At 36.5% G+C, this 22,389-nt stretch carries 19 protein-coding genes; 11 read left to right on the forward strand and 8 right to left on the reverse strand.

From position 1 onward, the window contains the following. Together ACLIBH_RS00005 and ACLIBH_RS00010 are read right to left on the reverse strand one after the other, a co-directional pair. On the reverse strand, positions 1 to 954 hold a 954-nt coding region (locus ACLIBH_RS00005), incomplete at its 3' end, for a hypothetical protein (RefSeq protein WP_439314625.1). Between the two features lie 21 nt (positions 955 to 975). Beyond that, on the reverse strand, positions 976 to 1,182 hold the full coding sequence (locus ACLIBH_RS00010; protein WP_439314626.1) for a helix-turn-helix domain-containing protein: 207 nt from the start codon (positions 1,180 to 1,182) through the stop codon (positions 976 to 978). Positions 1,183 to 1,506: 324 nt separating this feature from the next. On the opposite strand from ACLIBH_RS00010, the gene ACLIBH_RS00015 reads away from it, so the two are divergent. The 5 genes from ACLIBH_RS00015 (at position 1,507) to ACLIBH_RS00035 (ending at position 7,526) form a co-directional block, all read left to right on the forward strand. Further along, positions 1,507 to 3,834: a phage/plasmid primase, P4 family gene (locus ACLIBH_RS00015; protein ID WP_439314627.1), complete on the forward strand. Its 2,328-nt coding sequence runs from the start codon at positions 1,507 to 1,509 to the stop codon at positions 3,832 to 3,834. A 243-nt stretch (positions 3,835 to 4,077) separates the two neighbouring features. Continuing rightward, the gene (locus tag ACLIBH_RS00020; RefSeq protein WP_439314628.1) at positions 4,078 to 4,359 is read left to right on the forward strand and encodes a hypothetical protein; all 282 of its coding nucleotides are present in this window, start codon (positions 4,078 to 4,080) and stop codon (positions 4,357 to 4,359) included. Between the two features lie 229 nt (positions 4,360 to 4,588). Beyond that, a complete protein-coding gene (locus ACLIBH_RS00025) occupies positions 4,589 to 5,485 on the forward strand; it encodes a phage major capsid protein (protein WP_439314629.1) in 897 nt (298 codons plus the stop codon). Between the two features lie 116 nt (positions 5,486 to 5,601). Next, a complete protein-coding gene (locus ACLIBH_RS00030; RefSeq protein WP_191967595.1) occupies positions 5,602 to 5,805 on the forward strand; it encodes a hypothetical protein in 204 nt (67 codons plus the stop codon). A 56-nt stretch (positions 5,806 to 5,861) separates the two neighbouring features. Further along, positions 5,862 to 7,526, forward strand: coding sequence for a recombinase family protein (locus tag ACLIBH_RS00035; RefSeq protein ID WP_439314630.1), 1,665 nt, complete (start codon positions 5,862 to 5,864; stop codon positions 7,524 to 7,526). 304 nt (positions 7,527 to 7,830) lie between these two features. Here ACLIBH_RS00035 and ACLIBH_RS00040 read toward each other — a convergent pair whose 3' ends face one another. Next, on the reverse strand, positions 7,831 to 8,391 hold the full coding sequence (locus tag ACLIBH_RS00040) for a GNAT family N-acetyltransferase (protein ID WP_439314631.1): 561 nt from the start codon (positions 8,389 to 8,391) through the stop codon (positions 7,831 to 7,833). A gap of 198 nt (positions 8,392 to 8,589) precedes the next feature. Next, positions 8,590 to 8,838, reverse strand: a complete 249-nt coding sequence (locus ACLIBH_RS00045) for a hypothetical protein (protein ID WP_439314632.1) — start codon at positions 8,836 to 8,838, stop codon at positions 8,590 to 8,592. A 503-nt stretch (positions 8,839 to 9,341) separates the two neighbouring features. Here ACLIBH_RS00045 and ACLIBH_RS00050 point away from each other — a divergent pair. Continuing rightward, on the forward strand, positions 9,342 to 9,629 hold the full coding sequence (locus tag ACLIBH_RS00050) for a phospholipase (protein ID WP_439314633.1): 288 nt from the start codon (positions 9,342 to 9,344) through the stop codon (positions 9,627 to 9,629). Between the two features lie 46 nt (positions 9,630 to 9,675). Here ACLIBH_RS00050 and ACLIBH_RS00055 read toward each other — a convergent pair whose 3' ends face one another. Together ACLIBH_RS00055 and ACLIBH_RS00060 are read right to left on the reverse strand one after the other, a co-directional pair. Beyond that, on the reverse strand, positions 9,676 to 9,939 hold the full coding sequence (locus ACLIBH_RS00055; protein WP_439314634.1) for a CGNR zinc finger domain-containing protein: 264 nt from the start codon (positions 9,937 to 9,939) through the stop codon (positions 9,676 to 9,678). A 535-nt stretch (positions 9,940 to 10,474) separates the two neighbouring features. After that, on the reverse strand, positions 10,475 to 11,836 hold the full coding sequence (locus ACLIBH_RS00060) for a metal ABC transporter solute-binding protein, Zn/Mn family (RefSeq protein WP_439314635.1): 1,362 nt from the start codon (positions 11,834 to 11,836) through the stop codon (positions 10,475 to 10,477). A gap of 216 nt (positions 11,837 to 12,052) precedes the next feature. On the opposite strand from ACLIBH_RS00060, the gene ACLIBH_RS00065 reads away from it, so the two are divergent. The 3 genes from ACLIBH_RS00065 to ACLIBH_RS00075 all read left to right on the forward strand — a co-directional run bounded on the left by ACLIBH_RS00065 (position 12,053) and on the right by ACLIBH_RS00075 (position 15,120). Then, the gene (locus ACLIBH_RS00065; protein ID WP_439314636.1) at positions 12,053 to 12,316 is read left to right on the forward strand and encodes a YhdT family protein; all 264 of its coding nucleotides are present in this window, start codon (positions 12,053 to 12,055) and stop codon (positions 12,314 to 12,316) included. 7 nt (positions 12,317 to 12,323) lie between these two features. Then, positions 12,324 to 13,772, forward strand: a complete 1,449-nt coding sequence (panF, locus tag ACLIBH_RS00070) for a sodium/pantothenate symporter (RefSeq protein ID WP_439314637.1) — start codon at positions 12,324 to 12,326, stop codon at positions 13,770 to 13,772. Between the two features lie 928 nt (positions 13,773 to 14,700). Continuing rightward, positions 14,701 to 15,120 (forward strand): DUF4870 domain-containing protein, encoded by a 420-nt coding sequence (locus tag ACLIBH_RS00075; protein ID WP_439314638.1) that lies wholly within the window; start codon positions 14,701 to 14,703, stop codon positions 15,118 to 15,120. Between the two features lie 186 nt (positions 15,121 to 15,306). Here ACLIBH_RS00075 and ACLIBH_RS00080 read toward each other — a convergent pair whose 3' ends face one another. Then, a complete protein-coding gene (locus tag ACLIBH_RS00080) occupies positions 15,307 to 16,656 on the reverse strand; it encodes an MATE family efflux transporter (protein WP_439314639.1) in 1,350 nt (449 codons plus the stop codon). Between the two features lie 208 nt (positions 16,657 to 16,864). After that, complete coding sequence (gene fabI / locus ACLIBH_RS00085; RefSeq protein WP_439314640.1) at positions 16,865 to 17,638, reverse strand: enoyl-ACP reductase FabI; 774 nt, start codon at positions 17,636 to 17,638, stop codon at positions 16,865 to 16,867. A gap of 653 nt (positions 17,639 to 18,291) precedes the next feature. Here fabI and ACLIBH_RS00090 point away from each other — a divergent pair. Together ACLIBH_RS00090 and cas9 are read left to right on the forward strand one after the other, a co-directional pair. Continuing rightward, positions 18,292 to 18,684: a RidA family protein gene (locus tag ACLIBH_RS00090; RefSeq protein WP_439314641.1), complete on the forward strand. Its 393-nt coding sequence runs from the start codon at positions 18,292 to 18,294 to the stop codon at positions 18,682 to 18,684. A 513-nt stretch (positions 18,685 to 19,197) separates the two neighbouring features. Beyond that, entirely contained in the window at positions 19,198 to 22,368 is a 3,171-nt protein-coding gene (cas9, locus tag ACLIBH_RS00095) for a type II CRISPR RNA-guided endonuclease Cas9 (protein ID WP_439314642.1), read from the forward strand. Positions 22,369 to 22,389: the final 21 nt, after the last annotated feature.

Below are 22,389 nucleotides of genomic sequence, written 5' to 3' on the forward strand. Positions count from 1 at the left end.
ATAATTTTTTCCCTCCAATAAAGAACGATATTCTAAAATTTTATTTGAACGCCAGTTTTTAATTTTGCAGTATTTTTTAATCGGCTTATCATTAAAGTCATCAATATCATCAAAAAAACTCATTTGATGGGTTTCCTTTATATTTGCTGAAAGAGGAGTAGAGTATGTTAAGCCGTCCATTTGCCATAAATTCCAAGAAATTATTGTAGCAATTTTCTTTAGTTCGTTTATTTTAGGCTCCCTGTTTAATTTAAATTTAATATTTTCTATAAAAGTAAACACCAGGTTTTCTCTTGCTAGAAGTAAATTATCTCCCTGGAATTCAAATCCATAAACACTCTGGAAAGCTCTTTCTGTCCATTTAAGCCATTCGGTTTCATCATCAACATTTTCATTTATTACTCTCATTTTTCTATCTAAAAAGCCTATTCTTGATGCTATATCAATACTATTTCCAGTAACAGTATCGTAACGACTAACTAAGTATGGTGCCTCCCCGCAGGCTACCTCCATTCTTCTAGCATCTATATAATCGCACCAAGTTTTATTTTTAGTATTCGGAAATTCAATTTTTTTCTTTTTTGTAATCCAACCATTTTCTTTAGATTTGTTAAAAACATCTTTTCTACCGAACCATTGTTCATCTATCAAATTATTCTGCTGGTTACATACCCATGAAGGTGTAAATACTTCTGCTTTATCCCTTGTTCTATTATTTTGTTTTTCAAATGATTTTGTTATTCGTGGTCTAATAAACTTCTCTTTATTACCATTAATGATATTTATACTAATCTCATTTTCTGCCTTATATATGTTCCCTAGCGAAATATAGTCATTTGTTGCCCAAATTATATTTTTTCCTGTTGTTCTGTCTTTTAACAGGATACTTAATACTTGTTTGCCATAGGCTGTTAAATCTTCATCAAAGATTTTCAGTTTTATATTACTTTCCATAGGAATGCTCCTTTTTAATCTCTAATTTTCATTAGTGAAATCAATAATGTCGTCGACACAACAGCCTAATGTCATGCATATTTTTTCAATACTCTCTAATGAAATGTATTCATTTCTCCTCATGCGGGTTGTGATATTACCTGAGTATCCAGCTAGCTTTTCCAATTCTCTTGTTGTAATTTTCCGTTCATCTAATAAGTGAAATAATTTTTCATAACGTACAGCCATTTCAATTCCTCCTTATCTTGAACGACTTCTTTCTACCTATCTATTATCATATCACGAAGACGTGAAGTGGTCACTTAAAACTATAACATTCGACTATTTTTGTCAGTTCAAATAGAGCTGATTTTCTTTTTTTGAAAAAAGGGGTTCGAATCAATCGAAATCTTCGCATATAGGTGAGGGTCATATTTACAACTGTGAAATTTGTCGAAAAATTCATAAGTGAAAAGCACATCACACAAATGCACAGATAGAAAATTCCTCTCATCGTTCCTTGACAACTGAATAGCTTTAAAAATTTACAGGCAAAGGAGGTGTGTGTTTTCTGTGAGTGACATTGAAAATATTCCAGCGGAAATGAAAGAACATGATATATTTTGCTGCTGGAAGGAAGAAAAACGAAATGGGAAGAAAACAAAAGTTCCGTATAACGCTAGGACAGGTAGTCGTGCCAGACCAAATGATTTAAGCACTTTTTCTTCTTATGATGAAGCGGTAAATGTTGTGCATAACTACACTGGCGTAGGATTTATCGTCAGCCATGACATTTGTGCCATTGATTTAGATGATTGTGTGGATGAAGCGGGAGAACTAAACGAAATTGCGCAAAATGTGATTGCTTATTTTCCAAACTGTTATATCGAGAAAAGTCCATCTGGAAGCGGACTTCATATTTACTTTAAAGCAAGAAATGTTGATTACGATACAGATGTTTACTATATCAACAATCGAAAATTAAATATTGAAGTCTATATCGCAGGTGTAACGAATCATTTCCTCACCCTAACAGGTGATGTATTCCAAGATGGGAAATTGGAAGATATGACGGGTACATTACCACAGTTCTTAGAAGTCTCTATGAAGCGTCCGTCTACTGTAACGCAGAATGATGTAGATAAAGGGGTATCGTATTTATCCGATGAATCGGTGATTGAAAAAGCAAGTAAGTCAGTAAACCATGAGAAATTTAAAAAGCTGTGGAATGGTGATATTCCAAGTTATGAATCACGAAGTGAAGCGGATTTAGCACTTGCGAGTATTTTAGCTTTTTGGAGTGGACGGGATATTGCGCAGATGGACAGGCTATTTCGTCAAAGTGGGTTAATGCGGGATAAATGGGATCGTAAACAAAGTGGTACAACATACGGTCAAATCACCTTAGAAACTGCAAGACGAAATGTGTTTACGACCTATAAGCCCTATGGCATTAGTTCAGCACAAGATGATTTTTCAGATGATGACCTTGAACGAATACAAGCCATGCAACCATTTAAAAATAATCATTACGCTTGTACGGATATTGGGAATAGTAACTTATTTGCTGATTATTATAAGTCACTTGCCCGCTATATTCCTGAGCGGAAGAAATGGTTCGTATACAACGGACAAGCTTGGGAAAGTGATACAGGGAATCTGAAGGTCATGCAGCTCTGTAAACAACTTGCTAATCAACTCATGTATTATGCACTCTCGATTGAAGATGAAAACATTCGTAAAACATATATCGATTTTGCGAAGAAATGGCAAGTTAGAAGAAATAGAGAAATCATTCTTCGTGACGCACAAGATGTACATCCCATATCGATGAGCGCTTTTGATACAAATAAATATTTACTCAACTGTAAAAATGGCACGTTAAATTTACGGGCGAACACTTTTCACCCGCACTGTTCGGAAGATTTTATTACAAAAGTTGCGGGGGTGCATTATGATCCACTCGCAAGATGTGAGCGGTGGGAACAATTCGTTCATGAGGTAATGAGTGATGATGTAGAAAAAGCAACATTTTTTCAGAAGTGTCTCGGCTATGCCCTAACAGGTGATACCCGCTATGAAACGATGTTTATTTTATTTGGTGCAACGACTCGTAACGGAAAAGGAACATCGATGGAAACTTTCCTTAAGATATGTGGTGATTACGGAAAAACAAGTCGACCTGAAACAATTGGCATGAAAATCAATAGTAGCAGTTCCGCACCATCTGAAGATGTTGCAAGACTAGCTGGTTCACGTTTTGTAAATATAAGTGAGCCAGATAAGAAGTTAACCTTAAGTGCTGCCCTGCTTAAAACGCTGACTGGGAATGACACGATTAATGCAAGATTCTTGCATGAGAATAGTTTTGAATTTAAACCACAGTTCAAACTATTCATTAACACCAACCATTTACCGCATGTGACGGATTTAACCTTACTCACCAGTGGACGTGTGAAAATTATTCCTTTTGAACGTCACTTTGAAGCATGGGAACAAGATAAGCATTTAAAATCAACCTTCTCTAAAGCGGAAAACTTAAGTGGCATCTTGAACTGGGCGATTGAAGGTTATCAGAAATTACAAGAAACAGGCTTTGATGTACCAACTTCGGTACAAGATGCAACTTTAGCCTATCATCGTGAAAACGATAAAATCGGCTTGTTTATCGAAGAAGAGCTAACAGAAGATGTTAATGGTGAGGAACGAACTGCTGCACTTTATGAAGCCTATCAAAGTTGGTGTTATGCCAACGGATATTACGTTGAGAATGCTCGAAACTTTAATAGTGCTTTATCAAATGCTGGACAAGTAGTACGAAAAAGGCCTCGTGCAGGTGGTGAGAAAACCACATTATTTTTAGGCTATACCTTAAAAGAAGGACAAGAATTTTTAAGGTAAATTTACTGGGCAGCTTGTGGCAAGCATTATCGTTAGTTTCCTATATAGATAGTCTTATAGAGAATTAGCTTAAAATCCTGCCACATACCACCCCAAATCAAAATTGAAAGAGTGGGCAGGATGTGGCAAGCATTATTGTTAGTTTCTTATATAGAAGTTCCTATAGAGAATTAACTTAAACCCTTGCCACATATCTCCCCAATATTATAAAACCCTGTGTTTATTTGAGAAAGGAGTTTTGTCATGCTTGGAACGTACGCACTTTACAAGAACGAACATGACTTCTATACAGCCCGCCCTTTCAGCGGGAACAGTTTACGAGTCTTAGAAGAAACAAACTGTGATTACTATATGACGACTGATACGAATGGAATCGCAGTGCATACACGAAAAGACAATCAGGCATTAAAAGAATTGCTCATACACTGTCCGAAGTGCCGAGCATTTCTTATTAGAAAGCACTCTGCCTTTAACAATGCAAGAACACAAGTGTTTCAATGTATCATCTGTCACTTAAAACCGTAAAGGGTAACCACTTTTTGTGGACACCCTTTCTAAACGAAGTTTTGTGTGACCCCTAGGGGGATAAGAACCTCTAGTGTCTTTTACTTGGACAACGGGCGGGGAGCGTCACGCAAAAAGTCGCGATTTCAAACAAGGTATATAGGCTGTCGGTCAATACGACAGCCTTCCATAAAGGGATATTCATCTGCGTATATCCCTTTTAATTAAAATCATTAGGAGGAAAACAATTATGTTTAAATTAGAAAATGAAATATACACAAATTTTTGGAATGCTATGAAAGGAAAAGAATACGACCGAAGTGTGTTGGCATCTATCACTGACAATGGTAGTTCAGCTTTACCTGTACAATCATTAAAACAAGTCAATGAAACGATTAAAGAAGAAAATATCTTTCGTAAATTAGGAACAGTTATTCAAACAGAAAGTCCAGATGGTGTGATTCATGCAGTCACTTCAACAGGTGTAGCAGAAATTGTCGCTGTGGGTGAAAGCATTTCAGAAAGCAATGACACGATTCAAGCCTTTAAAATCAATACTTTTAAAATTGCTAGTATGTCAAGATTAAAAAAGTCATTTATTCTAGATACACAATTCGATTTAGAAAAGTATTTATGTAAAGATTATGCCAAACGGTTCGGACGTGCAGAAGAAGATAAATTCTTAAATGGGAATGGGCAGACAGAACCGCAAGGTCTCCTGCAGAAGGGTGCTACTGTGACAACTAGTGAAGCTGGAGCAATTAGTTATGACGATCTAGTCGATTTATATTTTAGTGTAGATGTACACTATCGTAAAAACTCTGTGTTTATGATGAGTGATGAAACAGCCATGCACTTGCGCAAGTTAAAAGATGAAAATGGACTTCCTATTTTCAATGATACAAATAACACAATCTTCGGTAAGCCTGTTCACATTTCAGCCTATATGCCAGCGGTAGAATCAGGAAAGAAAGCCATTTTGTTTGGTGACTTAGCCTACTTTTGGGTCATTGAACGTCAATCAATCGCTATAAAAATGTTAACGGAATTATATAGTCGAACAAATGAAATTGGCTATCTAGCACATGAACGAGTAGACGGACAATTGATTCATCCAGATGCCATTCAAGTACTACAGGTAAAATAAGTGAAACCACTGACTCCACTTTTGGGGTCAGTGCATTCATCTCCGCTAAGCCCTAAATTGGGCTGAGTGACATGGATTTACTCAGCGCAAATCTGCGCTCAGGAAGGAGCAGTTTTATGTCAGAGAATACTTCGATGAGATTCATAGAAAGGCAGATTGATAAAATCACCTATTTAATAGAAGTGAAAGAAAGTAAAACAGCACAAGAAACGGTTTATCAAAAGCTAAAAAGGCGAATAGAAAATGATGCAAAACAATCGTCACATCAAGCTTTATATTGTGTTAATCATAGCGAGAATAAGTCGACTTCTTCAAGTTAGTACGGTAATATACACAGTACGAAACCGCTTGAAGACTGTCGGAAAGGAAGGTAAATATGTTTAGACAGTCCATGATGGAACAACCAATTAATCATTATTCAGCGATTCGTACTGATTCAGAAAAGGTAACAGCACTTTATTGTAGATTATCAAGAGATGATGAACTTTCGGGTGATTCAAATAGTATTGTGAATCAAAAAGCTATCTTGCAGAAATATGCGGAAGATAATGGTTTTTATCCAACACAATTTTATGTCGATGATGGCTTTAGCGGAACAACCTTTGACCGCCCAGACTTTAATCGGATGATTGCCGATGTACAAGCAGGTGTAGTTGATACCGTCATTATTAAAGATATGTCACGCTTCGGACGAGATTATTTGAAAGTTGGTTATTATACAGAAATTGTCTTTCCTGAAGCTGATGTGAGATTTATTGCCATTAATAATGGCATCGACAGTGCCAATCAGCAAGACAGTGATTTCACACCGTTCTTAAACATCATCAATGAATGGTATGCAAAAGATACAAGTAAGAAGATTCGAGCAAGTTTTCAATCGAAAGGACAATCTGGAAAACCTTTATCGACAACAGCACCTTACGGGTATTTAAAGCATCCAGATGATAATTCAAAATGGATTGTCGATGAAGAAGCAGCGGAAATTGTTCGAATGATTTTTAACATGTGTATATCTGGACTTGGTCCAACACAAATTGCGAGGGAATTAACAGAAAAGAAAATCACTGTGCCAAGTGTCCACATGAGAAATAAAGGTGTTAATATTGCCGCACGTGCGCCTAGCATCCCTTACGCATGGCAAGGGCGGTCAGTTGCCAATATATTAGAAAGAAAGGAATATCTTGGACATACAGTCAACTTTAAAACTCGTAAGCAATCCTACAAAACGAATAAAAAAATATGGAATGATCCTGAAGAGTGGGCAGTGTTTAAAAACACCCATGAAGCAATCATTGATGAAGAATCGTGGCAGATTGTTCAAAAGATACGAGAAGGAAGACGTAGACCAACAAAATTCGGCCCAATGAGCGTCTTGTCTGGCATGATGTTTTGTGAAGATTGCGGTGCTAAACTTTATCAAGTTCGAAGCAAAAGAATACCTAAGCACTTGGAATATTTCGTTTGTGCGACTTACCGAAAACAAAAAGGTATGTGTAGTTCACATCGGATTCGAAATCAAGTAGTAGAAGAACTTCTTCTTGAAGATTTAAAACGAATTACAGCTTTTGCGAGAAACCATGAAGAAGAATTCACACAAGTTGTCCTTCAGCAATTCGAACATGACTTGTCACAAAAGCAGAGAAAAGATAAGAAAGAATATGAGGAAGCAAGAGCTAGAATTCAATCTCTTGATACGATTATTGAAAAGCTTTATGAAGACAATGTATTCGGGAAAATTTCCGATGATCGTTTCCGTAAAATGTCTGCAGGGTATGAAGCCGAGCAGAAAGCTTTAAAAGAAAAAGTATTGACAATTAGCCTTCAACTAAATAAAGCACGTGAGAACATCATGAACACAAATCATTTTCTACAATTAGTAAAAAGACATACTGAAATCAGTACAATCAGCCCTGAATTAATCAGAGAGTTTGTCGATAAGATTATCGTTTATCAAGCTGAAAAAGTAAACGGTAAACAAGAACAACGTATTAAAATTTATTACAATTGTATTGGAGCAATTAACAATATCCCAAATGTGTAGCTGTAACCTAGTTGATTGGAGCGTAAGGTGGCGACTCCTGCGGGAATAGCATGAGTCCGAAAATCCTTATTGTGACACGTTAGTGGAAAAATAAGAGTTGAGGCCATGCCCGCGGAAAGCGTCCACCTGAAGTGGAAATTAACGGAGTTAGAAAGCAAGACAAAAGGCATAGCCGCGAAACTCACGACTATGCCAATTTTTAAAAACTTATTCATCACTACGAGCAACATTCTTAAAAGGCGTTTTTTTGTGGGTCTTTTATTCTTTAGATTAGGTGATTATTTTTGATAAGCGGTTCAAGTTATTATGGCACAGTGTGTTCATTTTTCAACTTAGAAAACAGAAGTACATCTTCGTATAAATTATTTACGAGTTGATGATCGCGTAGCCTCCCATCTGTCTTAAAGTTAAACTTCTCTAATAATGCCCGCACACGCGTATTCTTTCTATTTGTACACGCATAAATTTTGTTTAGATCCATTTTATTAAATCCGTAATTAAGCAAAAAATGTAGCATCTCCGTCCCGTAATGATTTCCCCAGTATAGGCTTGAGATATTTCCACCTATTTCGGAATGATGGGAAATTCGATCCCAACGTTTGAAGCCACACGTCCCAATAATTTTGTTTGTACTTTTTAATTCAGTACCCCAGTTGATAGAGTGATAGCTCAAGTTCGCCTGTTGAAAAGTCCGTATTAAACTTTCTGCTTCCGATATATATTTAATAGGTTCTCGATTATCGAGCTGTAGCACTTCAGAATCGGAATACAGTGTGTAAATGTCTTCCGTGTCCTCGACGGTTAGCTCTCTAAAGATTAAGTTTTTCGTTTGTATTGACTTTAAATGAAATTCACTTTCTTGCATTTGACGTGCACTTCCTTTATTTTCTGTAAACCCGACGGATTGCTATCTTAAAATATAGCTAGACACACAATAGTGCTAATGTACGATCACATATGGAACACTTTTCTAATAAGATTTTCACAGATGGTTTCAAAGCTATGGCGATGATGCTCTAATATGTGTCCATGCATTCTAGCAGACTTCGGTTTTTTAAAAATATTAATAAAAAGGTCTTCGTCTAAAGCGAAAAAATGCGATGGATGCAAATGAAATAGCTATTAATGCTGCGGCTGCAAAAAAGTGCATCCCATGTCCGTGTCCATGTGTCGGTCCAACAGGTCGCAGATATACACGATCTCGGTCAAACCTTTCGATTGCACCAACATAAACTTTCCCGTGGTGGTCTCTTATTTCGACTTCAGCACCTACGTTCTTTTTACATAGATGATAATATTTTTCACAAGACATAAACAGTACCCTCCTTTTATGTTATATAAAGAAGTACAGCCTTATTTTTCAATATTGTCTGTACGTGTAGCAGGTGACTCTCCTACATGAATTTTACTAACCATATACACGGATGCATGTAGTGCGCATGGAAAATGCGCTGAATTTATAGATAACGAATATGTCCTTGTGATAGGCATGCTAGGAGCTTACGCAGTTGAATTCACTTAATAGTATTAATCTATGAATAAAGGAATTGAAATGATTGGATGTTTGCCAATTAAATCAAGTAGGTTATGTGTTCATTTTTTATCGTTCCCTATTCAAAGGAAAAACATAATAGCAATTATCGCAACGATGTATCGACCTATCATCAATTATCTAATGCTTGTATGAATATTCACTTGAACTAGACGGCTAAACAGCCACCTGCAAATATGTTGCATACACTATACAAAAGTACGAGCAAACGATTTGAAACATAAAAATACAAGAAAGAGCGGGTTTTGATAGGAGGTATGGCAATGAGAAAAGTAAAAGTTCGACCAAAGCCGGGTTTTTGTTTGTTTCCAGGCTACAATTGGTGTGGCCCCGGCTGCAGAGGGCCGGGAGCACCAATAAACGCGGTAGATGCGGCTTGTAAGGCGCATGATTTTTGCTATAAGAAGTATGGACCATCTTGCACGTGTGATCGAGCGTTTTTAGAGCAGCTTCGTCCGCTTATTAATTCGCATACGCAGCAAGGACGACAGGCTAAAATAATATATAACTATATGAAACTACAATCCTTCTTTACATGTTCAAAGCTTTAGAAGTGAGCGTATGGATAAAAAAAATCGTTTATAAGGGATGCGCTGGTTATTGCTGTTCTTTTTGTTTTCGTTGCTGATGCTTCGTGACTTTTGTTCTATTTCCGCATATTTTCATCGAGCACCACTTGCGTATTCCGTGTGTATTAATAAATAAGTGTACGCAATCTGGATTGGCGCATCGTTGAATGTTATTTAATTGAGACGTCGCTAACAGCTCTAACCCATTCAATGCAATGAGTGATACGAGTGCATCAGTAGCTTCTCCGATTGGTTTTGGAATGAATGCATTTGTACTTAATTTATACATCATTGGTGCTCGTTCAACAAAAGACTCTAATGAGTAGATTGAGTCACGTATTTGTGGGTGTTATTTTAAGAAGTTAAAAAACCTCTCTTTGTATTCGTTAACTTTAGTATTGATTCCTACCGACCGCAGTAGATATACACTACGCTTTCTGTGTGCAGTGAAAATCAACGGTGTTATTCATGTGTATATCGTTCGAAGTAAAATTGATCACATATTATCTAGTTAGATTCGTGCATCTGTTCCCTCACAAACATTTTACTCATACGAATGAGTAATCCAACTGGGAGCTAGCTGCGCCATCTGCTAGCTTTTCGTAGTTGACTCGAAGGAATCGCCGCACAGTGTGTGGTGGTTCTAGTGCTTCAAATGCCCATCGTTCTACCGCGAGTATCCGGATGTTTACACTGTTATAATTTCTGCGTATTAATGAGTTCCTAATGTGTTCCAAAAAAATTCTTAAATGTACGAGTGTATTGAGCGCTCTACAGACGCAACGGATCGGGTCATAGATAATTGAGTGAAGGGAACCTCTTTTCTTTTATTTTGTTACTTGGTCTAAAACCTCTAAATTCTCGTCCATTAACGATATATAGTCTTTGTCGTTTTTAATATCTGTTTCTGTTCGCACTTCTAAATTGTGTATCATTAATGCTTCGGCGCCAATTTCAGCTTGAATAACCTTTGACAAGCGATTTTCACTATTTTGCTCGTATAAAATATATTCTAAGTCAAAATCTTTTGCAGCTTTCATCACTTCTGTTAACTCCTTTTGGGAAGGCTCTTCACTAGAAGATAATCCATTTATCGTTATTTGCTTGATTCCGTAGCGTTCTTCCCAGTATCCAAAAGCAGCATGTGGTACGATAATATGTTTATTTTCTTTCGCTTCTAACCGTTGAATAAAACGGTTATCTAATTCAATTAAATTTCTTTTTAATACTTGAAAGTTTTCATTGTATTGCTGTTCTTTTTGAGGATTTAATGTAATGAGCTCGTCTTTAATAATCACTGCCATTTCGATCATCCGAAACGGGTCAATCCAAAGATGAGGGTCGTGATCGAGATGATCATCAATTGCAATTGAAATAGGATTTGATTCGGCAATGACTTCATGCGCATTGTTCAAAACAACCGCTTTGATTTTTTGACCGGCAATTGTCGCTTCGCCAGAGTACGTATTGCTTTCTTGACGCTTTACGAGCTCCCAATCATCCTTTCCTGGTTCTAATGTAAACCAATGCCAGTGGTCATACGTACCGTCTTTATGAACGTGTGCAGTAAGTTCAATTGTATCCCCAGTGTGGTAATGTGCAGCTAAACCTTCTATAGTAATAATTTGCTCCACGTCATTTTTATTTTCATGTTCATGTTCATCGTGTTCATGGTCGTGCGCTATTTCTTCATGCCGATGCATATGCTCTTCCTTTTCGTCTGGATGATCATTAGCATGACTTTCTGAGTGCTCTTCATGCGTGTGAGCCGTAGTGGCGTCTACGTGATGGTCGTGTTCGTCATGCAGATGCCCATCTTTGTGAAACAGGGACTCTTCCTTACCAATTTCAATTAGCTTTGTTTTTTGGTTGTTAAGTGCTGCAGATATTGTTTCGCTAAAGCCTTCCATACCTGCTCCAATATAAATAAAAGCATCGCTATTAGCGAAGCGCGTCATATCCTTCGCTGTCGGCTCGTATGTATGTGCATCTGCACCTGGGGGATAAATTGATTCTGCTGCTACCGTTTCCCCACCGATTTCTTCAACAATATATTGTAGTGGATATACCGTCGTGTAAACGGTGAGATTAGGCTCCTTTTGGGTAGAGACTTTTTCTTCTTTTTGCGAACATCCGGCAATAAGAAGGCTAATTAAGATTGCTAGTAAATAAACGTACTTCCAATTCATTTGTTTTCTTCCTCTCTGAAATTGTCTACAAACATAATATCGTAATGATTACGATTTGTAAACAGTAATCATTACGATTTATAATTTTTACGATTCTAGGTTTCAACAAGCTAAGCCGAAACCCCTTTAACTTTAACGTTAAACGCATTTAGATTATAATGACGATATCTTACGTAAGGATGGAATGGAATTCTATGAATTATGGAGGAAGAATGAATGGACAATAACGACATACGTTTTAAAATAGCGAATCGAGAAGCATGGATAGGAGTAGGCCTCGTTCTTTTCAATTTTGCTTGGTGGTTTTCCTTTGCTTATGTTCTGGGCGGAAAGGACCCAGAACAGTATACGTATTTGTTTGGTTTTCCAGCGTGGTTTTTTTATAGCTGTATTGTAGGTTTTATTGTTATGGTCGCACTCGTTATTTTTGTTGTGAAAAAATATTTTGTTGATCTTCCTTTTGATGAGGAAGGGGAATGAGTAAGCTATGAATTGGCTAGCGATCCTTCCAATCCTTTTATTTTTAATTGTTGTATTTGGTATCGGTTTATATGCTTCAAGATATGTACGTTCATCCACTTCATTCTTACAAGACTACTTTCTTGGTGGACGAAGTATGGGCGGGTTTATATTAGCGATGACGATGACAGCAACTTATGGGAGTGCAAGTAGTTTTATCGGCGGCCCTGGGACTGCTTATATTCATGGGCTTGGCTGGGTATTATTAGCAATGTCACAAGTCGCCACCGGTTATTTTGTATTAATGGTATTAGGTAAAAAATTTGCAATCGTTACTCGTCAGTATCAAGCCATAACAATGGTTGACTTCTTAAAAGAGCGCTATCAGTCGAAATGGGTTGTACTCCTTTCTAGCTTTAGTATACTCGTTTTTTTATTCTCTGCGATGGCAGCTCAGTGGATCGGTGGGGCAAGGTTAATTGAGTCTCTTACAGGAATGTCGTACAAAACTGCATTATTTATTTTTGCGATTTCTATCCTTGTTTATGTAACAGTTGGAGGCTTCCGTGCAGTTGCTTTTACAGATGCGATTCAAGGAACAGTAATGTTTTTTGGTACACTTATTTTACTAATAGCGGTCATAATTGCAGGAGGAGGAATACCTGCTATTATGAATGATCTACTGACAGAAAATCCAAATTTAGTAACTCCTTATGGGGCGGAGGGCACGTTATCTCCTGCCTATGTATCTTCTTTTTGGATTCTAGTTGGTGTTGGGGTTGTAGCGTTGCCACAAATAGCTGTCCGTGCAATGTCGTACAAAAACTCGAAATCGATGCATCGGGCACTAATTATTGGAACGATAGTTGTCGGATTTATAATGTTAAATATGCATTTAATAGGGGTGTTTGCACGACCTATCTTACCTGGTATTGAGGGCGGCGACGTTGATAAAGTAATGCCGCTTATTGCTTTAGAGGTGATGCCTGCTTGGCTTGCAGGTATTGTGCTGGCCGCACCAATGGCAGCGATCATGTCGACGGTCGATTCGTTGCTCTTATTAGTGAGTTCCACGATTGTAAAAGATGTTTATTTGAACTATATCCATCCAAATGCAACCAATACACAAGTGAAAAGGCTTAGCTTATCGGTAACGGCTTTGTTAGGAATTGTCGTTTATCTTATTGTTTTACAGCCGCCTGATTTGGTAATTTGGTTAAATTTATTTGCTTTTGGAGGTTTGGAAGCGGCATTTCTCTGGCCGATTGTTTTGGGTTTATATTGGAAAAAGGGTAACAAGTATGGAGCAATCGCTTCAATGGTCGCGGGTATAGGGTTATATGTTTTATCAGACTCATACATACCTCCCCCATTTGGGCTACACGCAGTAGTTCTGCCTGTGCTCGTTTCTTTTTGTGCCTACGTGCTTATTAGTATTGGAACGAACAAATCATTCGTAAAAAATGAGGAAAATTAAAAGAACGAAAAATAATGGTCGCAGATGAACCTCCTAAAAGCTAACGACTGCCGAAGCGAATCCTGTTCATTATTCAAACTTTTAACATAGTAGCTTCATTATGTCCGGGTCTCTGTAATTAATTTTATAGAGGAGTCAATTTCATAATTGCCATTTTTAAAACATCACAAAAGAACAGAATCTTAAAATCCATTTAAAAATTTAATGCTAGATTGGTGTCTATTGTGCTCCCATCCAGATCCACTCCGCTTTCCGCAGGCAACGCCTCAACTAATTTTAAACGTTTTTGCCAAAACTTTTAAAATGGATTTTCGGCTGTTGCTATTCCTGCAGGAGTCTGCGTGGATCCGGATTCCACACAGACGAGTTGGTGTAGCTATGCAACCTGTATTTCTTGGTAGAATGCTGTATTCATTCGATCAACTGCTGTACATCGATTATACCTTTGCCCTGTAAGTGTTTGGAATTATGCAGAGGGGATAATGAAAAGGAAAAAGTTAAAAATTTTATAGGATTTAACCGGAATTTAACCTTTCTATGATATCGTTCAATTATAGATAAAATGAATAAGTTATTACTAACTGAAGTAAGTCAGTGGCGAAGGAAATAAGGGAAATTCAGCAATATAGAAAATACTACGTATAGAGATGTATACAACGATTCGGTTGTAATTCGAGTTATTAGAAAAAGAAAGTCGGTTTTCGGATTAGCTTGTGGAATATCGGAAACGGTTTCCGACACGAGTGAATGGAAGATGGGAGCCTTCAGCGGGAGGAAAACGATCGGTGAGACCCCACAGTGCAAGTAGAACAAGGAGGCCCACCACTCGACCGAGAAAAGCGAGCATATTTCATGAATGGCAATGTTGGGAAATTTTCTCATATCAATTATCTTCCGAATATCTAAGAAAGTAAAAGGAGGGAGTTTAATGGGTAACGATCAAACAGAAAGTAAAGAGCAGACAGTTTTTAAAGAGGATACACAAGATAATTCGAAACCAGGTGTAAATCAAACAAAAGCATCATCTGGCTTGGATGAAAATATTGCGGGTTTGTTATGCTATTTAGTTGGATTTGTAACAGGAATAATTTTCCTTTTAATTGAAAAGGAAAATCGCTTTGTTCGATTTCACGCTTTACAATCCATAATAACATTTGCAGGTATTTTTATTTTAAGCTTTGTTTTAACCGCGCTTCCAGTAATAGGTTGGATAATTGGGATTCTACTATCACCGTTATCTGTAATTCTATGGATTATTTTAATGGTGAAGGCGTATCAGGGTAAAATGTTTAAATTACCAATTGCGGGGAACATTGCAGAAAAGCAGCTTAATCAAATGAAAAATTAAAATTGCTGTCCCGTTTGCTCGAAGTTTCGAGTATACGCTATTTTTATGAAAGCAGTAAAAGCATTTTTTATTGGCTTCGTTTTTGAAAAGGAAACACGTTCTGAACAAATTGAACAGAACGTGTTTTTAATTTGCTTGAAAAAGTACGGTTTTTACTTCGATTGAAATATACCAAAAGAACTTGTGTCAGAAGTCACGTAAAGCTATGTCGCCATACATAATATCCTTTCTTGTATAAATCAATAGGAAAATAGCGACAATAGCCTCAGAAACGGGTAAGGCAAGCCAAATTCCGTTTGAGCCGAAAAGGATCGGCAATAGGACTAGCAAAATCGGTAAAAAAACAAAACCTCTCCATACAGTAATCGCCATTGACGGCTTTACTTGACCAATTGATTGATAATACGTCATGTAGGTAAAGTTAATTCCCATAAATAAATAAGCGAGGAAGAATAACTTTAAACCGTTTGTTGCCATAGTTGCTATTTCCGTAGAGGTTACCCCAAAGATCGCAATCAAATTTGAAGCGCCAGCATATCCAACGCCTATAAACGCAATACCGAGCAGAAGGCCTGCTATTTCTGCTATTTTGACCGTACTTCGGATCATTTCTGGCTTTTTCGCACCGTAATAAAAGCTAATCATTGGTTGTATGGACGAGCCAATACCGATAAAGGCGAGAAGCATAAAGACATGTAAGTAACTAATTACCGAGAAAGCGGCAAGTCCATTCGTACCTATATAGTAAGAAAAGGCAATATTGTAACCCATAACTAAAATTCCCATGCCAGCTTCTGAAAGGAATAAAGGGAAGCCAATTGTATTAATCGTCAAAATATCTTTCCACTGCCATTTAATTTTTACGAATTTCAAGTTAGAGCTTTTTCTGAAGAAATGGATCGAATAAATAAACACACCAATTGCTGTTGCAATTACTGTAGCCAAGGCTGCACCAACTACTTCAAGCTGAAGGATAAATATCATCCAGTAATTCAAAATAATATTGACTACGGCCGTAACAATTAAGCCAACCATTGCTAACTGAGGTGCGCCGTCGTTACGAATAAATATACTTAAGCACACTTCCATAGCAAAAATGAGGGAGGATAGAAGCAAGATGGACATATAGTCAATGACGTAAGCGAAAGTTGCTTCTGTTGCACCGAATATACGAGCTACATGATCGATATTAAAATAACAGACAAGCGTTGTAATTATTGTAATAATCGATAATAGTACAATAGATAGCGAAAAAATTTGTCTCGCTTTTTCCAGATTGTTTTTCCCCATTGCCATTGAGTACAGTGTGGCACCACCCATACCGATAAGAATTGAAATTGAAATGATAATTGAAAATACCGGTACAGCAATATTTACGCTTGCGAGCGCGACAGCACCAACTCCATTTCCAACAAAAATACCGTCAACGATAATGTTTACGGACATAAGTACCATGCCTAATATTGTTGGAATAAAATAGTGCAAAAAGCTTTTTAAAACAGATTGTGTGCTAAGCTTTTGTCTGACATCACCCATGTGACTGCCTCCTGAATTTGTAAAGTATGCATGTTAATAGTAACTATTCAAATTTGTATTTTTTATTGTTAAGCGCGTGTAAATATCTAAGTATTAGAGCAAATAAGAGATGACTAGAAGTAAAACAAAAACTGCATCTCCTTCTGTTGAAACATATGTCAACATGGCAATGCAGTTCCTGGCTTTATGCTTAATCGCAGCTCGTTACTTAACCGATAATATGATAACCTGAATCAACGTGTAATACTTCACCAGTTACCCCTCTGGATAAATCACTTATAAAAAATAGTGTAGCGTCTCCAACTTCATCTTGGTCTACATTTTTCCGTAGAGGTGCCTTTTCTTCGATAACAGAGCTAATCTCATTAAACCCAGATACGCCTTTAGCAGACAATGTGCGAATTGGTCCAGCAGATATCGCGTTGACACGAATTCCGTCCTTTCCAACATCCTCCGCCAAGTATCTAACGCTCGCTTCTAAGGAAGCTTTTGCTACTCCCATTACGTTGTAATTCTTGACGGCACGTTCAGCACCAAGGTACGTTTGGGTAACAATACTTCCTCCTTCTTTCATAAGCTTTCGTGCTGCTTTCGTTACAGCTACGAGAGAAAATGCGCTTATATTTTGTGCTAAAAGGAATCCATCTCGAGATGTATCCGCAAAGTCTCCTTGTAATTCTTCCCGATTGGCAAATGCTACAGAGTGAACTACACCATGAATAACACCACAATGCGCTTCAATTTCCTGAAAGGCGGCCTGAATGCTCTCATCACTAGCAACATCGCATGAGACGATTTGCTTTGCTTGTATATCGTTTTTATCCAAAAGCTTTGTTAACTTTTGGTAAGATCGTTCCTGTCTATTCGTAAAAATTAAATTAGCGCCTGCGTTATGTAATGATTTCGTAATTCCCCAAGCGATGCTTCGTTCATTTGCAACTCCCATTACTACAATGTTTTTATCTTTTAATAATCTAGACATCGTGCACCTCCAATAGTAATCCACTTTATTATAACTGATTCCGTTCTATGAAAGAAATAAAATAGCTAAGAAACTTAAATTGCTGGCATAATATTGAAACGAGTATTTATCTTCATGAATAAGCATGTTGTGGTGGAGAATTTGGAGCCGATACTGAAAAGCACCCTCTTTCTGTTGAATCACCGGGTTTCTATTGAAAGATGTAGAGAATTTACCTCCTTTTGGGATTACTGGTTCATTATCGCACTGCATTAAGCACAAAAAATGATTGCTTTATTGAACATTCGTGTCCTTTTTGATGCAATAAAATAAGTCGGTCATCCTAAAGTAAATTACCTTCTTTTCCTAAAGCTCCCTAGTTAATGTAAGCACACGATCAAAACCCAAATTTTGACAATCCATAACTTTGTATGATAATATAACGTTTATAACTTAGAAGTGGTAAAAATTTATTTCTAAATATAAATAGGTGTTACTCACACTATAAAAAAAGGGAGTGTCCAGATCATGAAAAAGAAAATAATTATGTTCTTATCTATGGGCTATGGATACTCGACTGCTGTTTTCTTTTAGACATAAAAAAAAATGGTGAAGTCTGTCTAATTTTAGTAAGAAAAATAAGCAGGAAAATTTATAGTAAGTGAGGTAATAGTATGCAAAAAATTACTAGGAAAAACCCGAAATGTATGCCAAAACCAGTAGGTAACTACAGTCATATAACGAGAGTACCAAAAGGAGCGGGCTTGCTTGTAACATCTGGTCAAATCGGAATAGATATGGAAGGTAAAGTTCCTTCAAATCTTAATGACCAAATTACAAACACTTTTACAAACATCAAGAGGGCTCTTGAATCAGAAGGACTAACTGAAGAGAACGTTATAAAGGTTAACATATGGGCAACAGAAGAAATAAATTGGGATTATTTCGATATTCAGTGGGATCAGCTATTTGGAACGGCATATCCATCTATGACAATTGCATATATTTCTGAATTGGGATTGCCTGAATTGAAAATTGAAATTGAACTATGGTGTGCTGAAATTTAATGACCAAAAAGAAACAGTGAAAAACTGTTTAGCGTTCAGACATGAAATTTTTTAAACGCTACCACACAGCCTATTTGCTGTTTACGTTTTTTATTCTTATTTCAAGTTAGAAATATCGTAGTATGATTTTCATGATTTGATTTTTGATCCTTTGTTTCAAAGAAACCTGGTAAAAATAGTGAACTAAAAATTAGAAAAGTTTGACAAATGTTAAAGTATAGGATATTATAAAGGTGTCTCATAGCAATCGACGGATTGCATTTATACCTAAGATCATTGGATCTGCTAAAATAAGGCCATTGTGCCGGAATTGATCCAATCGGATCTAAGGAAGCTATCATTTTATGGTAGCTTCCTTTTTCGTGCGCGCGATACGAACTGACAAAAAGAGCAATCGAATGATAATTAACGCCCCTCTTTTTGTTTAATTTTAAAGGTTCTCAATTTTGAGTGGGAATTTTTGTAATATTTGGTATAGTGTATGTAAGCATATGATAGAGAGGGAGCGAGTATATGGGGGATTTAAACAAAAGCTATACGTTAGGTTTGGATATTGGTATTGGATCTGTCGGCTGGGGAATTATTGATGAAAAGCAAGATATTGTTGATGCAGGCGTCCGAATTTTTCCTGAAGCTGATGTATCAAATAATGATGGAAGGAGAATGCACCGTGGTACGCGTCGATTGTTAAGACGAAGGGCTCATCGACTTGAACGCATTAAGCATTTATTAAAAGAAGCAGAAATAATTCGTGACGCAGGCGATATTTCATATGAAAATAGTGAATCACCTTACCATATTAGGGTAAAAGGTCTGAATGAAAAGCTATCTGCCAATGAACTTGCAATTGCTCTGTTGCATTTAGGAAAAAGACGGGGGATTCATAATGTAGAGGCAGCAGCGGATGATAAAGAAGCGAAAAATGAACAATCGACAAAAGAACAAATTAGCAGTAATAGTAAACAATTAGAAGGTAAATATGTTTGCGAATTACAGCTACAAAGATTAAAAGAAACAGGAAAAGTAAGAGGGCATGTTAATCGTTTTAAAACGTCGGATTATGTTGATGAAGCAAACCGATTATTACGTACCCAAGCTAAGTATTACGTTGCATTGGATGAAGCATTTATATCCAAATATATTAACCTACTTGAAACACGCCGTGAATACTATGAGGGGCCGGGCTTTGGCAGTGAATATGGATGGGAGCAAGATATTAAAAAATGGTACGAGCAAATGATGGGGAAATGCAGCTATTACCCAGAAGAACTTCGCTCCGTTAAAGAGGCGTATTCCGCACAGTTGTTCAATCTGCTAAACGACCTAAACAATCTAGTCATTACTCGCCCGGAGAATAACAAGCTTACAGAGAAGGAAAAAGAACAAATTGTAACTAATGTTTTTAAAAAGAAGAAAACCGGGACACTAAAACAGATTGCTAAGGAATTAAGCGTAAGTGAGCACGATATAGAAGGATACCGAATAAATAGCAAAGGAACGCCTATTTTTACGGAATTGAAGATCTATTATGACATAAAGAAAATAACAAAAAAAGAATCAATCCTTAATAATCCCGATGTATTAGACAGCATTGCCGAAATTGCAACGATCTTTCAAACTCCCCAGGATGTTAAAGAAGAATTAGTACACCTAGAATTACCTCTACACGATGATGAAATAGATAAGATAAGTCATCTAAGCTACCAGCAAACACATTCATTAAGTTTAAAGTTAATAAAACAAGTATTGCCTGATTTGTGGTCAACAACTAAAAACCAAATGCAATTATTTACCGAAATGGGAATGAAACCTAAAAAGGTTACACTTTCAGGAAAAAAATACATTCCATACACCCATATAGATGAATGGATATTGTCGCCAGTAGTGAAGCGTTCGTTTAAACAGTCCATTCGCGTAATCAATGCTGTGATGAAAGAGTACGGCGAACCTAAAGAAATTGTAATTGAACTGGCGAGAGAAAAAAACAGCCAAGAAAGAAAGCAGTTTATCAAAGATTTAAACAAGCAAAATGCTGCACTGAACAGACAGGTGAAGGAAAAGCTAGAATCAAAAGGGATCGCAGGATCGAATGGTTTATTTCAGAAATTAAGATTATGGCATTTGCAAGAAGGTATCTGCTTGTACTCATTGAAAGCAATTCCTATAGAGGATTTGCTAGATAATCCTAACTTTTATGAAATTGACCATATTATTCCACGATCTGTTTCCTTTGACGATTCACAAAACAATAAAGTCCTTGTTAAAAGCGAGGAAAACCAGAAAAAGGGAAAAATGACCCCCTACCAATATTTTCATAGTAACAAAACGAGTGTAACGTATGAAAAATTTAAAGCCCATGTACTTCAATTAGCAAAGACAAAAGAAAAATTACCAAAGAAAAAAATGCACTATCTTCTCGATGAAAGAGACATTAATAAATATGATGTCCAAAAGGAATTTATTAATCGGAATTTAGTAGATACGAGATATGCAACACGTGAGCTCCTTACTCTACTAACGAGCTTTTTTAAAGAAAACAACAAAGACGTCAAATTGAAATCGCTAAATGGCTCTTTTACGAATTACCTCCGCAAATTATGGAAGTTTAAAAAGGATAGAGACGTAGACTTTAAGCATCACGCAGAAGACGCATTAGTCGTTGCAATGGCTAGTTATATATTTGAACATAAGGACGCCTTTGTAGCACAAAATATTTTATTAACTGAAAATAGAGTAGTGGATCAAACGACAGGGGAAATTTTAGACGAAGAAACCTTTAACGCAACGTTTACAGATAAGTATAACAAGGTTCAAGCAATTAAAAACTATAAACAGTATAAGTACTCCCATAAAGCCGATATGAAACCAAATCGTCAATTAATGAATGACACGATTTATTCAACTAGAGAAAAAGAAGGCAAAGAGTATATTGTTGAAAAGATAAAAAACCTCTATGAGAAAGATAATGATAAGTTAGCCAAGCTAATAATAAAATCTCCAGAGAAATTATTAATGTACCATCATGATAACCAGACGTTTAATGAACTAAAGGAAATAATTAATCGCTACAGAGAAGCTAAAAACCCGCTATATAAATATTTTGAAGAGGAAGGTGAACACGTTCGCAAATATAGTAAAAAAGGTAACGGTCCGTATATAAAGTCAATTAAATATTATGGGAATCAATTAAAGGAACATAAGGATATTTCCCATAAGTTTGCACCGAAAAATAAACGTGTTGTTAACTTGTCCCTAAAACCATTCAGAATGGACGTGTTTCTTGATGACGGCGTTTATAAGTTTATTACAATTCGGTATAACGATTTGTTTGAGAAAAAAGGTGGTTTTGAGTTAACGAAAGAAACTTATGATAAAAAATTAACGCAAAAAAATATTAAAAATATAAAAAATTTCGTTTTCTCCTTATATAAACATCAAATTTTGGAAATAAATGGTGAAGAGTACAGATTAATTGGTGTGAATCACGATACAGCAAATACTATAGAATTAAATAATGTTACAAACGACTATAAAGAGTATTGTGAACAAAACAACATTAAAAATAATAGAATTCGCATAAACATAGGCAGAAGAACTTCAATATTTAAAAAGATCTCTGTAGATGTGTTAGGAAATCGCTATATAACAAAAAATGAAAGAATTAAATATTTTTATCCAAAGTAATTAGTAAAGGGAGGTTTACAG

This window comes from Virgibacillus sp. W0430, assembly GCF_051846935.1.
In the GTDB taxonomy this organism is placed as follows: Bacteria; Bacillota; Bacilli; order Bacillales; family Amphibacillaceae; genus JBPYCR01.